This is a genomic window from Streptomyces beijiangensis, assembly GCF_017315755.1.
Classification (GTDB): Bacteria; Actinomycetota; Actinomycetes; order Streptomycetales; family Streptomycetaceae; genus Streptomyces; species Streptomyces beijiangensis.
Genome location: NZ_JAFLRJ010000251.1, coordinates 1 through 19,518, shown reverse-complemented (window position 1 = coordinate 19,518; position 19,518 = coordinate 1). Strand labels below are relative to the sequence as shown.

Below are 19,518 nucleotides of genomic sequence, written 5' to 3'. Positions count from 1 at the left end.
CAGCGTTACGGAGCATCGCCGATCAAGCCGCGGCGCGCCGCGATCACGCCCGCCTGGAAGCGGTTCGCGGCGCCCAGCTCGCCGTGGAGGCGGCTGATACGGCGGCGCATCGTACGGACCGACCAGCCCAACTGGCGTGCGATCGCCTCGTCCTTGAGACCGCTGACCAGCAGGGTGAGCATCTGGCGGTCCTCCTCGTCGAGCGGGTCGTCGGCGGGTGCGCCCAGCGGGGTGGCCTCGCGCCAGCACAGCTCCCAGTAGTCGATGAGGCCGTCGAGCAGGGCCGAGGGACGGATGACCGCGGCGCGCACCTCGTCCGCCGCGGCGAAGTCGAGGGAGAGCGGCATCAGTGCCAGCCTCCGATCGGCGATGGCGAGTTTGATACGAAGGCCGGGCAGGACGCGTGCCACCTCGCCGTGCGCGACGAGCTCCCGGATATCGCCCAGGACGCCAGGCCACTCCAGCGCCTCGGGGGCGTACACCGCCCGGTAGCGCACCCCTCGGGAGAGGGCCGTCGCCTCGACCGGGTTGGAGGTGGTGAGCGCGTACGGCGGCCGGTCCAGGGTGATGACCTCGTCGCGCGCCTCCTGCTGCAGTGTCACGAACCAGCGGCCCAACGCCTCACTGCCGTGCACGACTTCGATCTGCTCGGAGTCGCCCTGCCGGGCCGCGGTGAAGAGCCGCGACAGCTCGCCGGCGGCCGAGCGCACCCCGTCGAGCTCGTCCGTACGGGAGCGCACGAGGGCGTCGACGGCGGCGCCCGGTTCGATCGCCGCGTACCTCCTCCGCTGGCCCGACAACCGCCCGACCAGGCCGTTCTCCCTGAGTCTGTCGAGTGCGCGGGCCGCACGCTCGACCGAGCAGCCGAGGTCGTCGGCCAGGTCGGCGGGGGCCGCGGTGCGGCGGACGAGTATCGCGCGGTAGACGCTCTCGTCGAACGGATCGATGCCTGCGGCAGTGAGCTGGGACATGAACGGATCTTGGCCGGTCGGTGCCAGCGGCAGCAATGGGCCAGCCCAAATCGTTGTCCGGAACCCCTTCCCCCGATTAGTACATCTGTTCATGGCTACTTCTCGAAGATCCCACCGCCGCGGAGCACGGCGCGCGCTGACCGCCTCGGTCACCGCGTCCGTTCTCGGCGGGCTCCTTGCCGCCGCTCCCCCGTCCGCCTCCTCCGTGTCGCAGCAGGATCCGGAACAGCGGGTGATCGTCACCCTCGACGGCGCTGCCGCTGCCGCAGGCCGGGGGGCCATGCGGACGGCAGACGCAGGTGAGGTCTCCGCGGACCGCAAGGCCGTGTCCGTACGGCAGTCGGCGTTCCTGGACCGGGCGAAGGACGCCGGGGTGCGCGCCGGGTCGCCGCGCCGGCTCTCCCTGTTGCTGAATGCGGTGGCGGTGACGGTGAAGGCCTCCGAGATCGCCGGGCTGCGGGCGCTGCCGGGGGTCGCGAGCGTCGTCCCCGACACGAAGATGAAGGTACAGACCGACGAGAGCGTGCCGCTCATCGGCGCCCCCGAGGTGTGGAAGCGCAAGGACCCTTCGGGCCAGAAGGCCAACGGGAAGGGCGTCACCGTCGCGGTCCTCGACAGCGGGATCGACTACAGCCACCCCGACCTGGGCGGCGGATTCGGCGCGGGCCACAAGGTCGTCGGCGGGTACGACTTCGTCAACGGCGACGCGGACCCGATGGACGACAACGGCCATGGCACGCATGTGTCGGGGATCATCGCGGGCAGCGCCGCCGAGGCGGGCGGCGTCACCGGCGTCGCGCCGGGGGCCCAACTCCTCGCGTACAAGGTCATGGACGCCAACGGCGAGGGCAACACCTCCGACATCATCGCCGGGATCGAGGCCGCGATCGATCCGGCCAATCCGCACCGCGCCGATGTCATCAACATGAGCCTGGGCGGTTACGGCGACGGCAGCGACCCCCTGGGTCAGGCAGCAACCGCCGCCACCAAGGCGGGAGTCGTGGTCGTCGCGTCGGCAGGCAACGAGGGTCCCGGCAGCGGTACGGTCGGCTCCCCCGCCGCGGCCGACGGCGTCGTCGCGGTCGGCGCGTCCGTCAGCGGACTGCGCATACCCGGCGCCGCCTACCAGGGCGGCGAGAAGATCCAGACGTACCGCGGGATGATCTCCGCGAACCCGCCGGCCAAGCCGCTGACCACGGAGCTCGTGGACGTCGGCCAGGGCACGCCGGAGGACTGGGAGCGGGCGGGTGACGTACGGGGCAAGGCCGTACGCATCGAGATGCTCGTCGCGCAGGACTCACAGAGCCTGTACGCCTCGGAGATCGAGACGGCCCGCGAGGCGGAGCGCCGCGGCGCGGTCGCCATCCTGGGCGGCCAGTCCGGCGGCGGTGGCCCGGTGTTCGCCGCGCCGCAGTCCGACTCCGAATCCACCGTGCCGCTCGCGCCGCAGACCACCGTGAACGAGTCGGGCGACTCGCTGCGGATGGACTCCGAAGTGATGCTGGGCGTGGACTCGACGCAGTTCGCCGAGCTCGGGCAGAAGCTCGCGGCGGGCAAGGTGCAGATCACCCTGACCGGCACGGACGTCACCGACAAGATCGCCTCGTTCTCCTCGCGCGGCCCCGACCTCAACTGGAACCTGAAGCCGGATCTGGTCGCGCCGGGTTACGACATCCGGTCCACGGTCCCCAAGTCCGTCTACGCGCCCGGCTATTACCGCATGTCGGGTACGTCGATGGCCGCCCCGCACGTCGCAGGCGCCGCGGCCCTGCTGCGCCAGCTGCACCCGGGCGAGGCCCCGGCGAAGGTCACCTCCGAGCTGGTGGGCTCCACCAAGAAGGTGCCTGACTACGGGACCACGACCGTCGGCTCGGGCCGGCTCGACATTCCCGCGGCCGCCGACGCCGCCGACGGCGGGATCACCACCACGCCGGCCACACTCTCGTACGGTCTGGCCGACCTGGCGAAGCACACAGTGGGCGGCAGCAAGAAGCTCACCGTCCACAACTCCGGTTCCCGCGCCCGTACGGTCTCCCTGAAGGTCAGCGGCGAGGCCACCGTCAGCCCGCGCACCCTGCGCGTCCCGGCGGGCGGCAGCGCGACAGCCACGGTGACCGTGCGGGCCGACCGCCCGGCGGACGAGGAGGAGATCACCGGCACGGTGACCGTCACACCGGAGCACGGTGACGCGCTGCGCGTCCCGTACCTCCTGGTCGTACGGCAGCTGTTCGTGCAGGCCGGACCGGACCCGAGCGACGGCAAGTCCACCGCCGTCGTCTTCACCCCGGCCCCTCTCGCCAAGCCGCCGGTCCTCACCGTGACCCCGCCGCACGGCAAGTCGTTCACGGTCGCCACGAAGCTCATCTCGGGCACTGTCTACCGGGCCGAGATCACCGGCCGCGGCGAGGGCGCCCATCTGGTCTCCGCGAGCGCGCAGACCTCCGACGGCAAGACACTCATCTCCAACCGTGACGGCTTCGACGTCACGCCCGTGGACAGTCGCGGCTCACGCTGGCAGCCCGTCGGTCCGTACGAGTCGACCGGCGCGGTCGCCACGGCGCCGAGCGCCCCCGGGCACGCGGTCCTCACCGAGTCCGACCGGATCGGCCCCTGGTCCACCGACGACAACGGCGCCACCTGGAGCCAGAACAACCGTCTGCCGCTCACCGATGTGAACGGCAAGGCGTACACCGTCGTCGACCCGAAGAACGCGAACCGCTGGTGGTACGCGGCCAACAGCGCGAGCAGCATCCCGCGTACGTCCTCGATCCTGCGCACCGAGGACGCGGGCCGCACCTGGGAGACGCTGAACACCCCGGACTCGTACATCTCGAACTTCATCGGCGACCCGAACAGCAACACCCTCATCGCCCAGACCGACGCCGGGCTGCTGCTGAGCACCGACGGCGGTGACCACTGGAACACGCAGACCACCGGCGTGCCCGGCGACGAGATCTACGACATGGCCATCGGCGGCGACAGCCTCTACTTCGCCTCCGGCCGCACCGTCTGGAAGCGCGACGGCGTCGCCTCCGGCACGCTCGGCGAGGCCAAGCAGGTCTATGCGACCAAGGGCGGCAAGGTCGCCGTCACCATCGCCGCCGACAGCGATGTCGTAGCGGTGTACGAGGTCGGCACCGGCGTCGTCGGCTCGCACGACGGCGGCAAGACCTGGTCCACGCTCGACGCGCACGGCTACGGCGGTACGGGTCTGACCGTCACCGGCGGCGAGATGTACGTCAGTTACGGCGACGAGACCCGCGTCGGCCGCGACCACGGCCGGACCTGGAGCACGATCCCGGGTGTCAACAGCTCCTCCGTGGCCTCGGACTTCGACCGCTGGGCCGACGGCTCGCTGACCGTCTCCGCCACGTCGGCGGGTCTCTACCGGACTTCCGGGAGCGGTACGGACTACCAGCGCATCGGCGTCCAGGGCGGCACCGTCAACTCCCTCGCGGTGAGCGGCAATTCGCTGCTGGCGGCCGGGGACGTGGGCACGCACCGCGCCCAGCTTCCCGTCTCGGGAGCGGACTGGGGCAACACCGGCGGCGAGGGCACCATCGGCAGCACGACCGGTCTGCTGCAGGCCTCGCCGAAGGACTCGAAGATCGTGTGGCGGGTGACCAACGACGCGTTCGGCTCCTTCCACGTGGAGCGCAGCGGCGACGCCGGGGTCACCTGGGAGGAGAAGGGCGTGAGCGCCGGCCAGGTGTTCGCCCTCGCCGTGCACCCGGCCGATCCCGAGCGCGTGTACGTCAGCTACGGCAACCAGGAGAGCTCGGGCCTCTACTCCACCACGGACGGCGGCGCCCACTGGAAGAACCTGCGCCAGGACACGTACTTCACCGCCGTCTCCGGCGACCCGAAGAACGCGAACCGGCTCTGGCTCGGCACCCCCGACGGGCTCTACCGCTCGGACAACGGCGGCGTGGACATCACCAAGGTCGCCGACGGCGGTGTGAACACCATCGAGTTCGCAGGCTCGCGCATGCTGACGGGCGGCGACACGATCAAGGTCTCGACGGACGGCGGGAAGACCTTCCGTACCGGCGACACCGGCTCCCTGCCGGTGCGCGTCAGCGACCTGCTCCAGGTGGGCAGCACCCTGTACGCGGCCACCACCAGCGTCTGGGAGACGGCACTGCCGCGCGGCGGCCGGGGCGTGCTGCGCTCCACCGACGGCGGCCGGAGCTGGCACAACGTGTCCACCGGACTGCAGAACACGAACGCCACCAGCCTGGCCGCCGCGGGCGGCTGGCTCTACGTCGGCACCGTGCAGGGGGGTGTGCACCGCATGAAGCTCTGACCGCGGTGCGATCCACGGAGGCCCGGGTGCAGTCACCCGGGCCTCCGCTCGTCCGCAACGGATGTCCCCGTACGCCCGTAGCATGGCCGGGTGGATCAGAACACGGATCGTGAGATCGAAACCCTGGACGAGTTCGACCGGGCCGTCGCCCGCGGCCCGCTGGGCGGACACCGCATTCAGGCCGTCGACCTGACGGGCCGTGACGCGGCGCTGCTCGCAGCCGACACGGCGACCGCGATATTCCTCGGCTGCCCGATGAGCCCGGAGGCCGAGGCGAAGGTGCGCGGCGACGGCGCGCTCGTCTTCCCGCCGGTGCCCGGACTGCCCTTCGCCCCGTACCGAGGACTGCTCTACTCGGCGGAAGAGCTGTTCAAGGGGCTCGAAGGGGGTTACGAAGAGACTCCCGACGCCCGCGCCTACGCCTGGTTCCAGCAGTCGAAATCGGACGGCGACGTCTTCGCCTCGATGCTCCGCTCGATACACGACGACGCGATCTCCGACGCCCTCGACGAACACCTCGTCGGCGCACAGGTGGTGGGCGTCATGGGCGGCCATGCGATGGCGCGCGGCACCGACGCGTACGCGGGCGCCGCCCGGCTCGGCCGTACGCTCGCCCGCACCGGCCTGACCGTCGCCACCGGCGGCGGGCCCGGCGCGATGGAGGCGGCGAACCTCGGTGCGTACGCGGCCCCCTTCCGGGACGCGATGCTGGACGAGGCGCTGGAACTGCTCGCCAAGGCACCCTCGTTCACCCCGTCGGTCTCCGACTGGGCGGGGGCGGCCTTCGAGGTGCGCACCCGCTGGCCCAGGGGCGGCGACTCCGTCGGCATCCCCACCTGGTTCTACGGCCATGAGCCGCCCAACGCCTTCGCCGGTCACATCGCCAAGTACTTCGCCAACGCCACCCGCGAGGACGGCCTGCTGGCCCGCTCCACCGCGGGCGTCGTCTTCCTGCCCGGTGCGGCCGGGACCGTACAGGAGATCTTCGACAACGCGACGCCGAACTACTACGAGTCGCGCGGCGAGCCGACTCCGATGGTCCTCGTCGACCGTGCGCACTGGACCGAGAAGCTGCCTGCCTGGCCGCTGCTCCAGTCGCTGGCGAAGGACCGCGCGATGGAGTCGCGCATCGCCCTGGTCGACACGGTGGCCGAGGCGCCGGCAGCGCTGGCCCGGATGCTGGACCAGTAAGTCAGGCCCGATCGGGCTCCGGGGGCAGCAGCACCACGTCCCCGGCCGTGAAGGCCGCCCCGACCGTGGCCCCGGCATCGGGCGCCTCGGCCGGCGGGCACTCCGCCTCCAGCGGCGGGCCGACCGCAGGCTCCAGGATGACGGCGACGTGGTGGCCCCGGAAGGTCCGCGCCCGGACGGTGCAGCGCAGCCCGTCGTCCACCGGCACCAGCCGTACGCCGGCGGGCCGTACCAGCAGCCTGCACTCGCCCTGGAGCGCACCGGGAACCACCGGGACCTTCCCCCAGGGCGTGTCCGCGACCTCGCCGCTCACCGTCGCCGACACGACGTTGTCGAAGCCGAGGAAGCGCGCCACGAACTCCGAGGCCGGGCGCTGCCAGACCTCAAGTGGCGTACCCACCTGGGCGACACGTCCTTCCCGCATCACCACGACCCGGTCGGCGAGCGCGAAGGCCTCGCCCTGGTCGTGGGTGACGGCGAGCACGGTGGTGCCCAACTGCCCGAACAGCTCACGGAGTTCGACGACGAGCCGCTCACGCAGCCCACGGTCCAGCTGTCCCAGCGGCTCGTCCAGCATCAGCAGCTTCGGCTGCGGGGCGAGCGCCCGCGCGAGCGCGACGCGCTGCTGCTCACCGCCGGAGAGCGCGGCGATGGCCCGCCCCTGCGCGCCGGGAAGGCCCACCAGCTCCAGCAACTCCGCGACGCGGCGCACCTGTTCGGCCCGTCCGGCGCCGCGCATCCGCAGCCCGAAGGCGACATTCCCCGCGACATCGCGCTGCGGGAAGAGCTGGTGGTCCTGGAACATCAGGCCCACACCCCGCCGGTGCACCGGCACCCCGCTCTGGTCGGTGCCGTCGAGGAACACCTTCCCCGACGCCTCCTGGAGCCCTGCCACCACGCGCAGCAGCGTCGACTTGCCGCTGCCGCTCGGCCCGAGCACACAGACCGTCTCGTGATCGGCGACCTCCAGGTCCACCGCGTCCAGGGCGGCGCGCGCCCCGAAGCGTACGGACACACCTTCCAGCCTCAGCATCAGAACTCTCCCGAGCGGTCGGTACGAATACGCTCCAGCACCAGCAGCGACACCGCGCACACCAGCATCAGAATGGTCGAAAGGGCCATCGCCTGGCCGTAGTTGAGGTCGCCGGCCCGCCCGAGGAGCCGTGCCACGGCCACCGGCAGCGTCGGGTTGTCGGGCCGTGCGATGAAGACCGTCGCCCCGAACTCCCCGAGCGACACGGCGAAGGCGAACCCGGCGGCCACGAGCAGCGCACGGCGCACCATGGGCAGGTCCACCTCCCGCCAGGCCCGCAGCGGGGACGCCCCGAGGACGGCGGCGGCCTCGCGCAGCCGGCCGTCCACAGCGCGCAGGACAGGAAGCATCGTCCGTACGACGAAGGGCACGCCGACCAGCGCCTGGGCGAGCGGCACCAGGATCCACGAGGAACGCAGATCCAGCGGCGGCTTGTCGAGGGTGATCAGGAACCCGAAGCCGACGGTGACGGCCGAGACCCCGAGCGGCAGCATCAGCAGCGCGTCGAAGCCGCGCACCAGGGGGCCTGCCCTGCGGGTCAGCGCGGCGGCAGCGAGACCGCCGATGACGAGTGCGATGGCGGTCGCCACGAGTGCGTACTGCAGCGAGTTCCAGATGGCGTCGACCGGCGGTACGAGGAAGGTGCCGCCGCCCGCCCCCTGGGACTGCAGGGCCTGGTAGTAGCCGAAGCCGTAACCGCCCGGGGTGTCCAGGGAGCGCTGCACCAGCACCCCCAGCGGCACCAGGATCAGCGCTGCCACCGAGGCGACGACCCCGCTGAGCAGCGACCACTGGCCGGCCCCGCGAGGCCGACGCGCGGTCTGCGCGGGGTCCACCAGCCTCAGCGCGCTCTCCCGTCTGCGTACGGTCCAGGCGTGCAGGGCGAGGATCGCCCCGACCGCGGCGAACTGCGCCAGGGTCAGCACGGCGGCGGTCGGCAGATCGAGGAGCTGGGCGGTCTGCCGGTAGATCTCGACCTCCAGCGTCGAGAAGGCAGGACCGCCCAGGATCTGCACCACACCGAAGGAGGTGAAGGTGAAGAGGAAGACCATCAGCGACGCGGCGGCGACGGCGGGCCCCAGCGCGGGCAGCGTGACCTTGCGCCAGGCGGCGAACCGCGAGGCGCCCAGCACCCGCGCGGCCTCCTCCTGCCGGGGGTCGAGCTGCGACCAGAGGCCGCCCACGGTCCGTACGACGACCGCGTAGTTGAAGAAGACGTGGGCCAGCAGGATGGCCCAGACCGTGGTGTCGAGCCGTACGCCCCAGAGCTGGTCGAGCATTCCCCCGCGCCCGAGAAGCGCCAGGAAGGCCGTCCCGACGACCACGGTCGGCAGCACGAACGGCACGGTCACCGCGGCCCGCAGCAGCTGCTTGCCGGGGAAGTCGAAGCGCGCGAAGACGTACGCACCGGGCAGCGCGATCAGCAGCGTCAGCGCGGTCGATGCGAGCGCCTGCCAGCTGGTGAACCAGAGCACCTGCAGGATGTCCGGATCGCCGAGCACCTCGCCGATCCGCCCGAACTGCCAGGCGCCGCCCACGTCGAGCCCTCGCCCGACGATCGCGGCGACCGGATAGGCGAAGAAGACCGCGAAGAACGCGACCGGACCGGCCATGAGCCCGATCCGCACCGCGTTCCCGCGCACAGCGGCTTTTACTTCAGGACGAGCGAGGACCACGACTTGACCCACTGGTCACGGTTCTTGGCGATCGTGTCGGGTGCCACGGTCTCCGGGTCGGTCACCTTGGCGCCGAACTCGGTGAACAGCGCGGGGACCTTGGCGTTCTTCGCGACCGGGTCCACGAACATGTTCAGCGGCATGTCCTCCTGGAACGTCTTGCTCACCAGGAAGTCGATCAGCGCCTTGCCGCCCGCCGTGTTCTTCGCCCCGTCGAGGAGCCCCGCGAACTCGATCTGCCGGAAGCAGGTCCCGGTCGCGACACCGGTCGGCGCGGTCTTGGGCTGCGGCTTGGCGTACAGGACCTCGACGGGCGGGCTGGAGGCGTACGAGACGACGAGCGGCCTGTCGCCCTTGGCCTTCTTGCCGCCGGCCGACCCGGAGAACTCCTCGTTGTAGGCCTGCTCCCAGCCGTCGACGACCTTGACGCCGTTGGCCTTGAGCTTCTTCCAGTACGACTCCCAGCCGCTGTCGCCGTACTTGGCGGTGGTCCCCAGCAGGAAACCGAGCCCGGGGGACGAGGTCGCCGCGTTCTCGGTCACCAGCAAATTCTTGTACTCGGGCTTCACGAGGTCGTCGAAGGACTGCGGCACCGCGATCTTGTGGTCCGCGAAGTACTTCTTGTCGTAGTTGACGCAGATGTCGCCGCTGTCGATCGGCGTGACCCGGTGCTTGCCCGCGTCCAGCTGGACGTCTGCCGAGACCTGGTCGAGCCCCTTGGCCGTGTACGAGGTGAAGAGTCCGTTGTCGAGGGCGCGCGAGAGGAGTGTGTTGTCGACGCCGAAGAAGACGTCACCGCGCGGGGACCCCTTAGTGAGGATCTCCTGGTTGAGGGCGGCGCCCGCGTCGCCGCTCTTGAGGACCTTGACCGTGTACCCGGTCTCCTTGGTGAACTCCTTCAGCACGGCCGGGGAGGCGGCGAAGGAGTCATGGCTGACGAGGGTCACGGTCTTGGACTTCGTACCGGACGAACCGCTGTCGTCCGAACTCCCGCACGCGGCGAGAGTGGTGACGCCCAGCGCGGCGGCCACGGCGGTGACCGTCATTCTGGTGATGGTGGTGGTGCTCACTGATTTCCTCCTGGGAGATCCAGGAAGAGACGCGGCCCCGCCCGCAGGGAAGCGGGCAGGGCGCAACAGCTCGGATCGTGACCGAACTTCCTACCCAGAATGACCTGGGCAAGGTTCTGAGGGTCTGCGGCTGGGCCGCACTCTCAGCGCTGTGGCGCTCCCCTGTCGGAATATGAAAATGTACTGCCAGATTACATGGCCCTACCTGACGCCTACCGGGCCCTACCGCTCGGTGGCGGCCAGCTGACCGCAGGCTCCGTCGATCTCCTGGCCCCGCGTGTCCCGTACGGTCACGGGCACACCGTGGGCGGCGATCGCCGCGACGAAGGCCTTCTCGTCCTCGGGGCGCGATGCGGTCCACTTCGACCCGGGTGTCGGGTTCAGCGGAATCAGATTCACGTGCACCCTCTTCCCCTTCAACAGCCGCCCGAGCCGGTCACCGCGCCAGGCCTGGTCGTTGATGTCGCGGATCAGCGCGTACTCGATGGAGATGCGTCGCCCGGACTTCTCCGCGTACTCCCACGCCGCGTCCAGCACCTCGCGCACGTTCCACCGCGTGTTCACGGGGACGAGCGTGTCCCGCAGCTCATCGTCGGGAGCGTGCAGCGAAACGGCAAGCCGGCACTTGAAGCCCTCGTCTGCGAAGCGCAGCATCGCCGGGACGAGTCCGACGGTCGAGACGGTGATCCCACGCTGCGAGATACCGAGCCCGTCCGGCTCCGGATCGGTCAGCCGCCGGATCGCGCCGACGACCCGCTTGTAGTTGGCGAGGGGCTCGCCCATCCCCATGAAGACGATGTTGGAGAGCCGCGCGGGACCGCCCGGCACATCGCCGTCGCGCAGCGCGCGCATCCCGTCGACGATCTGGTGGACGATCTCGGCGGTGGAGAGGTTGCGGTCGAGACCCGCCTGCCCGGTCGCGCAGAACGGACAGTTCATCCCGCAGCCGGCCTGCGAGGAGATGCACATCGTCACGCGGTCCGGGTAACGCATCAGCACGGACTCGACGAGCGTCCCGTCGTGCAGCTTCCACAGGGTCTTGCGCGTGGTGTCGTCGTCACAGCTGATGTGGCGCAGGACGGACATCAGATCGGGCAGCAGCGCTTCCCGGAGCTTCTCCCGCGAGGCGGCCGGGATGTCCGTCCACTGCTCGGGGTCGTGCGCGTACCGCGCGAAGTAGTGCTGCGACAGCTGCTTGGCGCGGAACGGCTTCTCACCGATCGCGGCCACGGCTTCCTTGCGCTCGGCGGGCGTGAGGTCCGCGAGGTGCGTCGGCGGCAGCTTCGCCCCACGGGGCGCGACAAAAATGAGTTCTCCGGGCTTAGGCATGGTTCTTCAAGTGTCGCAGACATACGAAGGAGGGCTCGCCGTCCTGTGGACAGCGAGCCCTCCCGTAACAAATGCGCAGGTCAGGATCCTACGAACAGCACCAGAAGCAGCCAGACGACCGGCGCCGTCGGGAGCAGGGAGTCCAGCCGGTCCATGATGCCGCCGTGACCGGGGAGCAGCGTGCCCATGTCCTTGATCCCGAGATCACGCTTGATCATGGACTCGCCGAGGTCGCCCAGCGTCGCACTGGCCGCCACCGCGAGACCGAGCAGCAGGCCCTGCCACCACTGGCCGTCGTCGATCAGGAACTGCATGCACAGCGCACCGGCCACCATCGCGAACGTCACCGCACCGACCAGGCCCTCGCGGGTCTTCCCGGGGCTGATGCGCGGCGCCAGCTTCGTCTTGCCGAAGCGCCAGCCGATCGCGTACGCACCGGTGTCGCTGACCACGGTGAGCAGCAGGAAGGTGAGCACCCGCTGCGGGCCGTCGTCCGCGGTGAGCATCAGCGCCACGAAGGTGGCCAGGAACGGTACGTAGAAGGCCGCGAAGACCCCCGCCGTGACGTCCTTGAGGTAGCCCTCGGGCGGCTCGGTCATCCGCCACACCAGTACGGCGAGAGCGGTGAGCGCCATCGCCACCCAGGCGCCCTCGGCGCCGCGTACGTAACCGGCGACGACCATCGCTGCTCCGCCGACCGCGAGCGGTACCAGCGGGGCCTTGATGCCCTTGCGTTCCTCGAGACGGGAGGTGAGCTCCCACAGACCGACCACCACGGCGACCGCTATCACGCCGATGAAGAGGGCCTTGACGATGAACAGGGAGGCGCCGACCAGCGCCCCGAGACCGACACCGACTCCTATGGCGGCCCGCAGATCGCGGCCCGCCTTCTTCTTTTCAGGAGGCGGCGGTTCGGGGGCGGACATGGGCTCCTGCGGCATCTCGTCGCGGAACAGGGGACCACTCAGCTGAGCGGCCCCCTGGTCACGGTGATCGCGGTCGTCGCCTTCTTCGGCGTGTTCGGCGTCTCTGCCTGCGTCGGGCACGATGGGCATGGGCCGAGTCTGCTCAACTTCATGCTCGCCGTACGCGGGACCCGCCGGGAAAGGCCCCTGGTCGGGGGCCTGACCCCAGTAACCGGCTCTCGGCGGGGCACCCCAGGAAGAGTCGTTCATCAGACCTCGAGCAGCTCGGCTTCCTTGTGCTTAAGCAGCTCGTCGACCTGCGCGGCATACCGCGCGGTGGTGTCGTCGAGCTCCTTCTCGGCACGGCGGACCTCGTCCTCGCCGGACTCCTTGTCCTTGACGAGCTTGTCGAGGATCTCCTTCGCCTTGCGGCGAATGGCACGGATCGAGATCTTGGAGTCCTCGGCCTTGGTCTTGGCGACCTTGATGTACTCCTTGCGACGGTCCTGAGTCAGCTCAGGGAACGTCACCCGGATGATATTGCCGTCGTTGCTCGGGTTGACGCCGAGGTCGGAGTCGCGGATCGCCTGCTCGATGTTGCGCAGCGCGCTCTTGTCGAACGGGGTCACCACGGCCATCCGCGGCTCGGGAACCGAGAACGAGGCCAGCTGGTTGATCGGGGTGAGGGCACCGTAGTAGTCCGCCACGATCTTGTTGAACATCGCCGGGTGCGCACGGCCGGTGCGGATCGCGGCGAAGTCCTCCTTGGCGACCAGGACGGCCTTCTCCATCTTCTCCTCTGCCTCGAGGAGGGTCTCTTCGATCACCACTTGCTCCTGCATGTTGTGGGAGGCGTGCTGCGTTTTCCCGGGGGACGCCCCCGGACCCCCGCCGCGTCTTCCCCTGACGGTGTCCGACCGGCAGGGCATTGTCCATCCCCCGGGTCAGACCCGGGTACCCCGGTCGTTCACAAGGGTCCCGATCTTCTCACCCTTGACGGCACGGGCGATATTGCCCGAGGTGAGGAGCTCGAAAACGAGGATCGGGAGATTGTTGTCGCGGCACAGGGTGATGGCCGTCATGTCCGCCACCTTCAGGTCGCGGGTGATGACCTCGTTGTACTCCAGCGCGTCGAACTTCACCGCGTCCGGATTGGTCCTGGGGTCGGAGTCGTAGACCCCGTCGACACCGTTCTTGCCCATGAGCATGACTTCGGCGTCGATCTCCAGCGCGCGCTGGGCGGCGGTGGTGTCGGTGGAGAAGTACGGCATGCCCATGCCGGCGCCGAAGATGACGACGCGGCCCTTCTCCAGGTGCCGTACGGCACGCAGCGGGATGTACGGCTCCGCGACCTGGCCCATGGTGATGGCGGTCTGGACGCGGGAGTCGATGCCTTCCTTCTCCAGGAAGTCCTGGAGGGCGAGGCAGTTCATGACCGTACCGAGCATGCCCATGTAGTCGGAGCGCGCCCGGTCCATGCCGCGCTGCTGCAGCTCGGCACCGCGGAAGAAGTTGCCGCCGCCGATGACGACCGCGACTTCCGCGCCGTCACGGACGACCGCGGCAATCTCGCGGGCGATGGCGTGGACGACGTCGGGGTCGACGCCGAGGCCGCCGCCGCCGGCGAACGCCTCACCGGACAGCTTGAGCATGACGCGCCGCTTTTTGCCGTCGCTCGTGATGTCGGCTTTATCGGCCTGTTCCATGGGGTATCTCCTCGTGCACATACGAAGAAGGCCATTGCCCGGGGTCCTTGCGGTTCCCTGTGCGGCAATGGCCTCCTCGTCAGATCTGCGGTCGCCCTGCGCGTACGCGGCCGACTGCTTCAGACCCTATCCGGGTCCGGGGCCGGTCGACGACCGGACTCAGATGCCGACCTTGATGCGCGAGAAGCGCTTCAGGGTGACACCGGCCTCCTGCAGTACCTTCTCGACGGACTTCTTGTTGTCGAGGGCGTACGGCTGACCGAGGAGCGTGGCGTCCTTGAAGAAGCCGTTCACGCGACCCTCGACGATCTTCGGGAGCGCGGCCTCGGGCTTGCCCTCGGCGCGCGTGGTCTCCTCGGCGACACGACGCTCGGTCTCGACGACCTCGGCCGGAACGTCCTCACGGGTGAGGTACTTCGGCGCGAAGGCGGCGATGTGCTGGGCGACGCCCTTGGCGATCTCGGCGTTCTCCTTGTCCAGCTCGACCAGGACACCGATCTGCGGGGGCAGGTCGGGCATGGTGCGGTGCATGTACGCGGAGACGTAACCGCCGGTGAACTGCGCGAAGCGGTCCAGGACGATCTTCTCGCCGAGCGTGGCGTTGGCCTCGTCGACGAAGGCCTGCACGGTCTTGCCGGGCTCGATCTCCGAGGAGAGGAGCGTCGGCAGGTCGGCCGGGGAGGTGGCGGCGACGTGGGCGGCGAGCGCACCGGCGACGGCCTGGAACTTGTCACCCTTGGCGACGAAGTCCGTCTCGCACTTCAGCTCGACGAGAACGCCGGACGTCTTGTCCTCGGAGATGAGGGAGACGACGGCGCCGTTCTCGGCAGAGCGGCCCTCGCGCTTGGCGACGCCCTTCTGGCCCTTGATACGAAGGGCCTCGACGGCCTTGTCGACGTTGCCGTCGGACTCGTCGAGCGCCTTCTTGCAGTCCATCATGCCGGCGCCGGTGAGCTCACGGAGCTTCTTGACGTCAGCGGCGGTGTAGTTCGCCATGATCCTGAAATTCTCTCTCGAAATCTGAAAGATCTACGGGTGAACGGCGGGGGCCAGTAGGCCCCCGCCGTCAACTACCGAACCTGTGAAGGTCAGGCCTGCTCAGCAGCGTCCGCGGCGGGGGCCTCGGCGACCGGGGCCTCAGCCTCGGCGACGGGGGCCTCGACGGTCTCGGCCGCAACCTCGGCCTCGGCGGCGGCGGCCGGAGCCTCAGCCTCCTCGGCGTCGGCGACCTTCTCCGTCTCGGCGGACGTCTGGACCTCGGCCTCAGCGGCCTTCTCGTCCTTCTTGTCGCCCTCGAGCAGGTCGCGCTCCCACTCGGCGAGCGGCTCGGCGGCGGCCTTCTCGCCCGGCTTCTGGTCGCCGGTCGCTGCGCCGGAGCGGGCGATGAGGCCCTCGGCGACGGCGTCGGCGATCACGCGGGTGAGCAGGGTGACGGAGCGGATCGCGTCGTCGTTGCCCGGAATCTTGTAGTCGACCTCGTCGGGGTCGCAGTTGGTGTCGAGGATCGCGACAACCGGGATCTTCAGCTTGCGAGCCTCGCCGACGGCGATGTGCTCCTTCTTGGTGTCCACGATCCAGACGGCGCTGGGCACCTTGGACATCTCGCGGATACCACCGAGGGTCTTCTCGAGCTTGGTCTTCTCACGCGAGAGAACCAGGAGCTCCTTCTTGGTGAGGCCGGAGGCGGCCACGTCCTCGAAGTCGATGAGCTCAAGCTCCTTCAGACGCTGAAGGCGCTTGTAGACGGTGGAGAAGTTGGTCAGCATGCCGCCGAGCCAGCGCTGGTTGACGTAGGGCATGCCCACGCGCGTCGCCTGCTCGGCGATCGCTTCCTGCGCCTGCTTCTTGGTGCCGACGAACATGACCGAGCCGCCGTGGGCGACGGTCTCCTTGACGAACTCGTAGGCGCGGTCGATGTACGACAGCGACTGGAGCAGGTCGATGATGTAGATGCCGTTGCGCTCCGTGAAGATGAAACGCTTCATCTTCGGGTTCCAACGACGGGTCTGGTGACCGAAGTGGACGCCGCTTTCCAGCAGCTCCCGCATCGTGACGACGGCCATGGCCGTGCTCCTTGATTGCTCGGTTGCCGTGTCCGCAGGATTACGGACACGCCTGACGCCCCTTCGCGCCATGCCACAAGGGACCGAGAGGCGCGTCCACCGACCGCTCGTAAAAGGGGTGGTGGGGGGCGTGCGAAGTCGACCCGGTGACCCGGATCGCCACAAGAAGTGTACGGGACCCGGCGGGTGCCGGGTGACGGCGATGTCCACAACCGTCCGGCCGTCCACAGGGCGGCCCGCGCGAGGGCATTTCGCGGGACGGTTTCCGTATGCGCCTGATCATGCTGAGCCTGCTGCTCCTGCTGACTGCCGCCGCTCCGGCCGCCTGGGCCGGGGGCGGTCCCGGCGGCCGGAGCTGGCCGGTGGGGAGCCGTCCCGCCGTCGTCCGCGCCTGGGATCCGCCGTCCTCCGCGTACGGCCCCGGCCATCGGGGAGTGGACCTGGCGGCGCCCGCACCGGAGCACCGGCGGCGGGGACGGTTTTCTTCGCGGGGCGGGTGGCGGGGCGCGGGGTCGTGTCGGTCACGGTGGCCGGCACCGGGCTGCGTACGACGTACGAACCGGTGGAGCCGGTGGTGAAGAAGGGCGACGAGGTCGCGGCGGGCGCGCAGGTCGCCACTCTCTCGCCGGGTCCCTTCCACTGCACGGCGCCCTGTCTGCACTGGGGGCTCCTGCGCGGGAAGACGTATCTGGACCCGCTGTCCCTGCTGCCGCCCGAGCTGCTCCGCAGGCCGCCGTCCCGGCTGCTTCCCGTCTTCGGCGTCCCGGAGAGCGCCCCCGCGGTCCCGGAGCCTCCGGTGGCCCCGCTGGCCGCCGGCGTCCCTGATGCCGTCCATGCCGTTCTCCTGGCAGCGGCGGCGGCAGCCGCCCGCGGGCGGCTCAGCCCTGTACGCCCCGCAGCGCCATCGCGACCGCCGCGTCGGCGATCGCGCCGGGGTTCTCGGCGCCCGACTCGATCCGCCGTACCGCCGCGTCCACCACACCCTGCAGCAGCATGGCCGCCAGCCGGGGCTGTTCCTGCCCCAGCGCCTCCAGCGCCTCGACGATCATCGCGATCAGCCCGCCGTGCGCATCGCGGATCTTCTCCCGGGCACCGGCGTCGAGTTCACCGGCCGAGATGGTGACGACGGCCCGGTGGCGCTGGTCCCCGACCAGCGCCAGCTGCTGCCGTACGTACGCCTCGACCTTGCCCTCGGGCGAAGCGGCTCCCGCCATCGCGGCCTCGATCTCCGACGCCCACACCGGGAAGTCCACGGCGCACAGCTCTTCGACCACCGCGGCGCGCGAGCGGAAGTACTCGTAGACGGAGGACCGGGCCAGGCCCGTGCGTTCCGCGAGCGCGGGGAAGGTCAGCGCCTCCGTACCGCCCTCGGAGAGCAGGGAGCGGGCGGCGTCGAGGAGGGCGCTGCGCTGCATGGTCCGGTGCTCGGCCACGGAGGCCGCTCGAATCCTGGGCACTGGGCCACTCTACGACTGCGATCTTCCCCGGAGCTCCCCGATACCCCCGGTTGCCGGGCAGGGACGATTCAGCTGCGGCTCAACGACCGACGTCCGCCAGCTTGGCGCGCAGCTGGAGCACCGACTTCGTATGGATCTGGCTGACCCTGCTCTCCGTCACCCCGAGCACATTGCCGATCTCGGCCAGTGTCAGGCCTTCGTAGTAGTAGAGCGTGACGACGGTCTTCTCGCGGTCCGGGAGGGTGTTGATGGCCCTGGCGAGCAACCGGCGCAGTTCACGGTCCTCGGCCACCTCCACGGGGTCGTCCGCGTGGTGGTCCTCCAGCGTGTCCATCAGGCTCAGCCGGTTGCCGCCCTCGCCGCCGACGTGCAGCAGTTCGTCCAGGGCCACCACATTCGCCAGCGACAACTGGCTGAATACGGCGTGCAGTTCCTCGACCTTGATGCCCATCTCCGCGGCGACTTCCGCCTCGGACGGGGTGCGGCGCAGCTGCGCCTCCAGCGTGGCGTACGCGCGCTCGACGGCCCGCGCCTTCTGACGCACCGACCGGGGGATCCAGTCCAGGGCCCTCAACTCGTCGATCATCGCGCCGCGGATGCGGGTGATCGCGTAGGTCTCGAACTTGATGGACCGCTCGATGTCGAACTTCTCGATGGCGTCGATGAGCCCGAAGACCCCCGATGAGACGAAGTCCGCCTGCTCGACATTGGGCGGCAGCCCCACACTCACGCGGCCCGCGACGTACTTCACCAGGGGCGAGTAGTGCAGGATCAGCTGATCCCGCAGCCGGCCGTCGCCCGTGGTCTTGTACGACCGCCACAGCTCATCGAGGGTCGATGGCGCGGCGGGTCGGTCGTGACCCCGGGCAGCAGGGGTCACTGCCGCGCGGTCGGACCCGGACGTGTGCTGGGGCATGCGTTGCCTTGAGCCGTTCTGCTGTGACGTGCGTGGGGACTTGTGTCTGAGCTGGAAACCTCGTGAGCGTAGCGTGACTGAAGAGTCGCAGTGCGCGAAGGATAGGGGATCGCGACTGCTCACTTCCGTACCGTCGGCAACGCCCGGGAGGTGATGCCGAGACGACCGTACGGGTCATCGGCATCACCTTTTCACCCGATTGCCCCAGGTCAAGCACCGCCTCGCCGCGCGTTGCCGGTCCTCATGGCATGGGCTGCCAACTTCCAGCTGTCGCCGTGGCGTTCGACGAACCCCAACGAGTGGAGTTCGTACAGCCTCCCGAGCGCCTCGTCTCCCGAGGTTCCCGACTCCCGTGCGATGTCCCGTCCGCGCACCGCCCCCTGGGCCGGCAGTGCCTCCAACACCCGGGCGGCGACCGGATCGAGCAGGTCCCTGGGCAGTACGGGCCCGCGCCTGGCCGGGGCGAGGTCACCGATCTCCCCGACCAGCTCGGCCACTTCGTCGGCATCGGTCACCAGCACACCCTCGCCGCGCAGGAGTTCGTGCACACCGGCCGAGAGTCCGCTCGTCGCCGGTCCCGGCACCCCCATGGTGAACCGCCCGAGCCGCTGCGCGCTGCGCGCGGTCACCAGTGATCCGCTGCGGTACTCGGCCTCCACGACCACCGTGCCGCGGGTGAGCGCGGCGATCACCCGGTTCCGCATGATGAACCGGCTGGGCGTCGGATGGGCGCCCGGTGGCAACTCGCCCACCAGTAGTCCCTGTTCCGCGATGCGGCCGATCAACTCGCTGTGCCCACGCGGATAGACCTGGTCGACCCCGCAGGCAAGCACCGCGACGGTGGCCCCGCCGGCGGCCAGCGCCCCCCGATGGGCGGCCCCGTCGACCCCGAATG

14 protein-coding genes and 2 pseudogenes are annotated in these 19,518 nt (G+C 69.9%); 3 read left to right on the top strand and 13 right to left on the bottom strand.

Translation table 11 applies throughout. The annotated features are described in order from the left end of the window. Positions 1–5: 5 nt before the first annotated feature. Complete coding sequence (locus J0695_RS24945) at positions 6–971, bottom strand: helix-turn-helix domain-containing protein (RefSeq protein ID WP_242553146.1); 966 nt, start codon at positions 969–971, stop codon at positions 6–8. Positions 972–1,062: 91 nt separating this feature from the next. On the opposite strand from J0695_RS24945, the gene J0695_RS45240 reads away from it, so the two are divergent. Together J0695_RS45240 and J0695_RS24935 are read left to right on the top strand one after the other, a co-directional pair. After that, a complete protein-coding gene (locus tag J0695_RS45240) occupies positions 1,063–5,277 on the top strand; it encodes a S8 family serine peptidase (protein ID WP_206965417.1) in 4,215 nt (1,404 codons plus the stop codon). A 90-nt stretch (positions 5,278–5,367) separates the two neighbouring features. Further along, positions 5,368–6,468 (top strand): LOG family protein, encoded by a 1,101-nt coding sequence (locus J0695_RS24935; protein WP_206965415.1) that lies wholly within the window; start codon positions 5,368–5,370, stop codon positions 6,466–6,468. Position 6,469: 1 nt separating this feature from the next. On the opposite strand, the gene J0695_RS24930 is transcribed toward J0695_RS24935, so the two are convergent. From J0695_RS24930 to rpsB, 9 genes are all read right to left on the bottom strand, one after another. Next, a complete protein-coding gene (locus J0695_RS24930; RefSeq protein WP_206965407.1) occupies positions 6,470–7,501 on the bottom strand; it encodes an ABC transporter ATP-binding protein in 1,032 nt (343 codons plus the stop codon). Next, positions 7,501–9,114: an ABC transporter permease gene (locus tag J0695_RS24925; protein ID WP_206965405.1), complete on the bottom strand. Its 1,614-nt coding sequence runs from the start codon at positions 9,112–9,114 to the stop codon at positions 7,501–7,503. The genes J0695_RS24930 and J0695_RS24925 overlap by 1 nt, the downstream gene beginning before the upstream one ends. 38 nt (positions 9,115–9,152) lie before the next feature. Continuing rightward, entirely contained in the window at positions 9,153–10,223 is a 1,071-nt protein-coding gene (locus J0695_RS24920; RefSeq protein ID WP_206965468.1) for a thiamine ABC transporter substrate-binding protein, read from the bottom strand. Between the two features lie 246 nt (positions 10,224–10,469). Continuing rightward, positions 10,470–11,576: a dual-specificity RNA methyltransferase RlmN gene (rlmN, locus tag J0695_RS24915; protein ID WP_206965403.1), complete on the bottom strand. Its 1,107-nt coding sequence runs from the start codon at positions 11,574–11,576 to the stop codon at positions 10,470–10,472. An 80-nt stretch (positions 11,577–11,656) separates the two neighbouring features. Next, positions 11,657–12,751, bottom strand: coding sequence for a phosphatidate cytidylyltransferase (locus tag J0695_RS24910; RefSeq protein ID WP_206965400.1), 1,095 nt, complete (start codon positions 12,749–12,751; stop codon positions 11,657–11,659). Continuing rightward, the gene (gene frr / locus J0695_RS24905; protein WP_206965398.1) at positions 12,751–13,308 is read right to left on the bottom strand and encodes a ribosome recycling factor; all 558 of its coding nucleotides are present in this window, start codon (positions 13,306–13,308) and stop codon (positions 12,751–12,753) included. Before frr ends, J0695_RS24910 begins: the two co-directional genes overlap by 1 nt. Positions 13,309–13,425: 117 nt before the next feature. Next, positions 13,426–14,187 carry a UMP kinase gene (pyrH, locus tag J0695_RS24900; RefSeq protein ID WP_206965396.1) on the bottom strand — a complete coding sequence of 254 codons (762 nt, stop codon included), beginning with the start codon at positions 14,185–14,187 and terminating at the stop codon, positions 13,426–13,428. A 159-nt stretch (positions 14,188–14,346) separates the two neighbouring features. Continuing rightward, complete coding sequence (gene tsf / locus J0695_RS24895; RefSeq protein WP_206965394.1) at positions 14,347–15,183, bottom strand: translation elongation factor Ts; 837 nt, start codon at positions 15,181–15,183, stop codon at positions 14,347–14,349. 92 nt (positions 15,184–15,275) lie between these two features. Beyond that, the gene (gene rpsB, locus J0695_RS24890; RefSeq protein WP_206965391.1) at positions 15,276–16,250 is read right to left on the bottom strand and encodes a 30S ribosomal protein S2; all 975 of its coding nucleotides are present in this window, start codon (positions 16,248–16,250) and stop codon (positions 15,276–15,278) included. 281 nt (positions 16,251–16,531) lie between these two features. On the opposite strand from rpsB, the pseudogene J0695_RS24885 reads away from it, so the two are divergent. Further along, positions 16,532–17,016: pseudogene (locus tag J0695_RS24885) on the top strand (peptidoglycan DD-metalloendopeptidase family protein); the annotation flags it as partial. A gap of 112 nt (positions 17,017–17,128) precedes the next feature. Here the strand turns inward: J0695_RS24885 and J0695_RS24880 are convergent. From J0695_RS24880 to J0695_RS45720, 3 genes and pseudogenes are all read right to left on the bottom strand, one after another. Then, a complete protein-coding gene (locus J0695_RS24880; protein ID WP_206965466.1) occupies positions 17,129–17,683 on the bottom strand; it encodes a TetR/AcrR family transcriptional regulator in 555 nt (184 codons plus the stop codon). Positions 17,684–17,786: 103 nt separating this feature from the next. Further along, positions 17,787–18,623, bottom strand: a complete 837-nt coding sequence (gene whiG / locus J0695_RS24875; protein ID WP_206965390.1) for an RNA polymerase sigma factor WhiG — start codon at positions 18,621–18,623, stop codon at positions 17,787–17,789. A 545-nt stretch (positions 18,624–19,168) separates the two neighbouring features. Beyond that, positions 19,169–19,456, bottom strand: a pseudogene (locus J0695_RS45720) (DNA-processing protein DprA); the annotation flags it as partial. Positions 19,457–19,518: the final 62 nt, after the last annotated feature.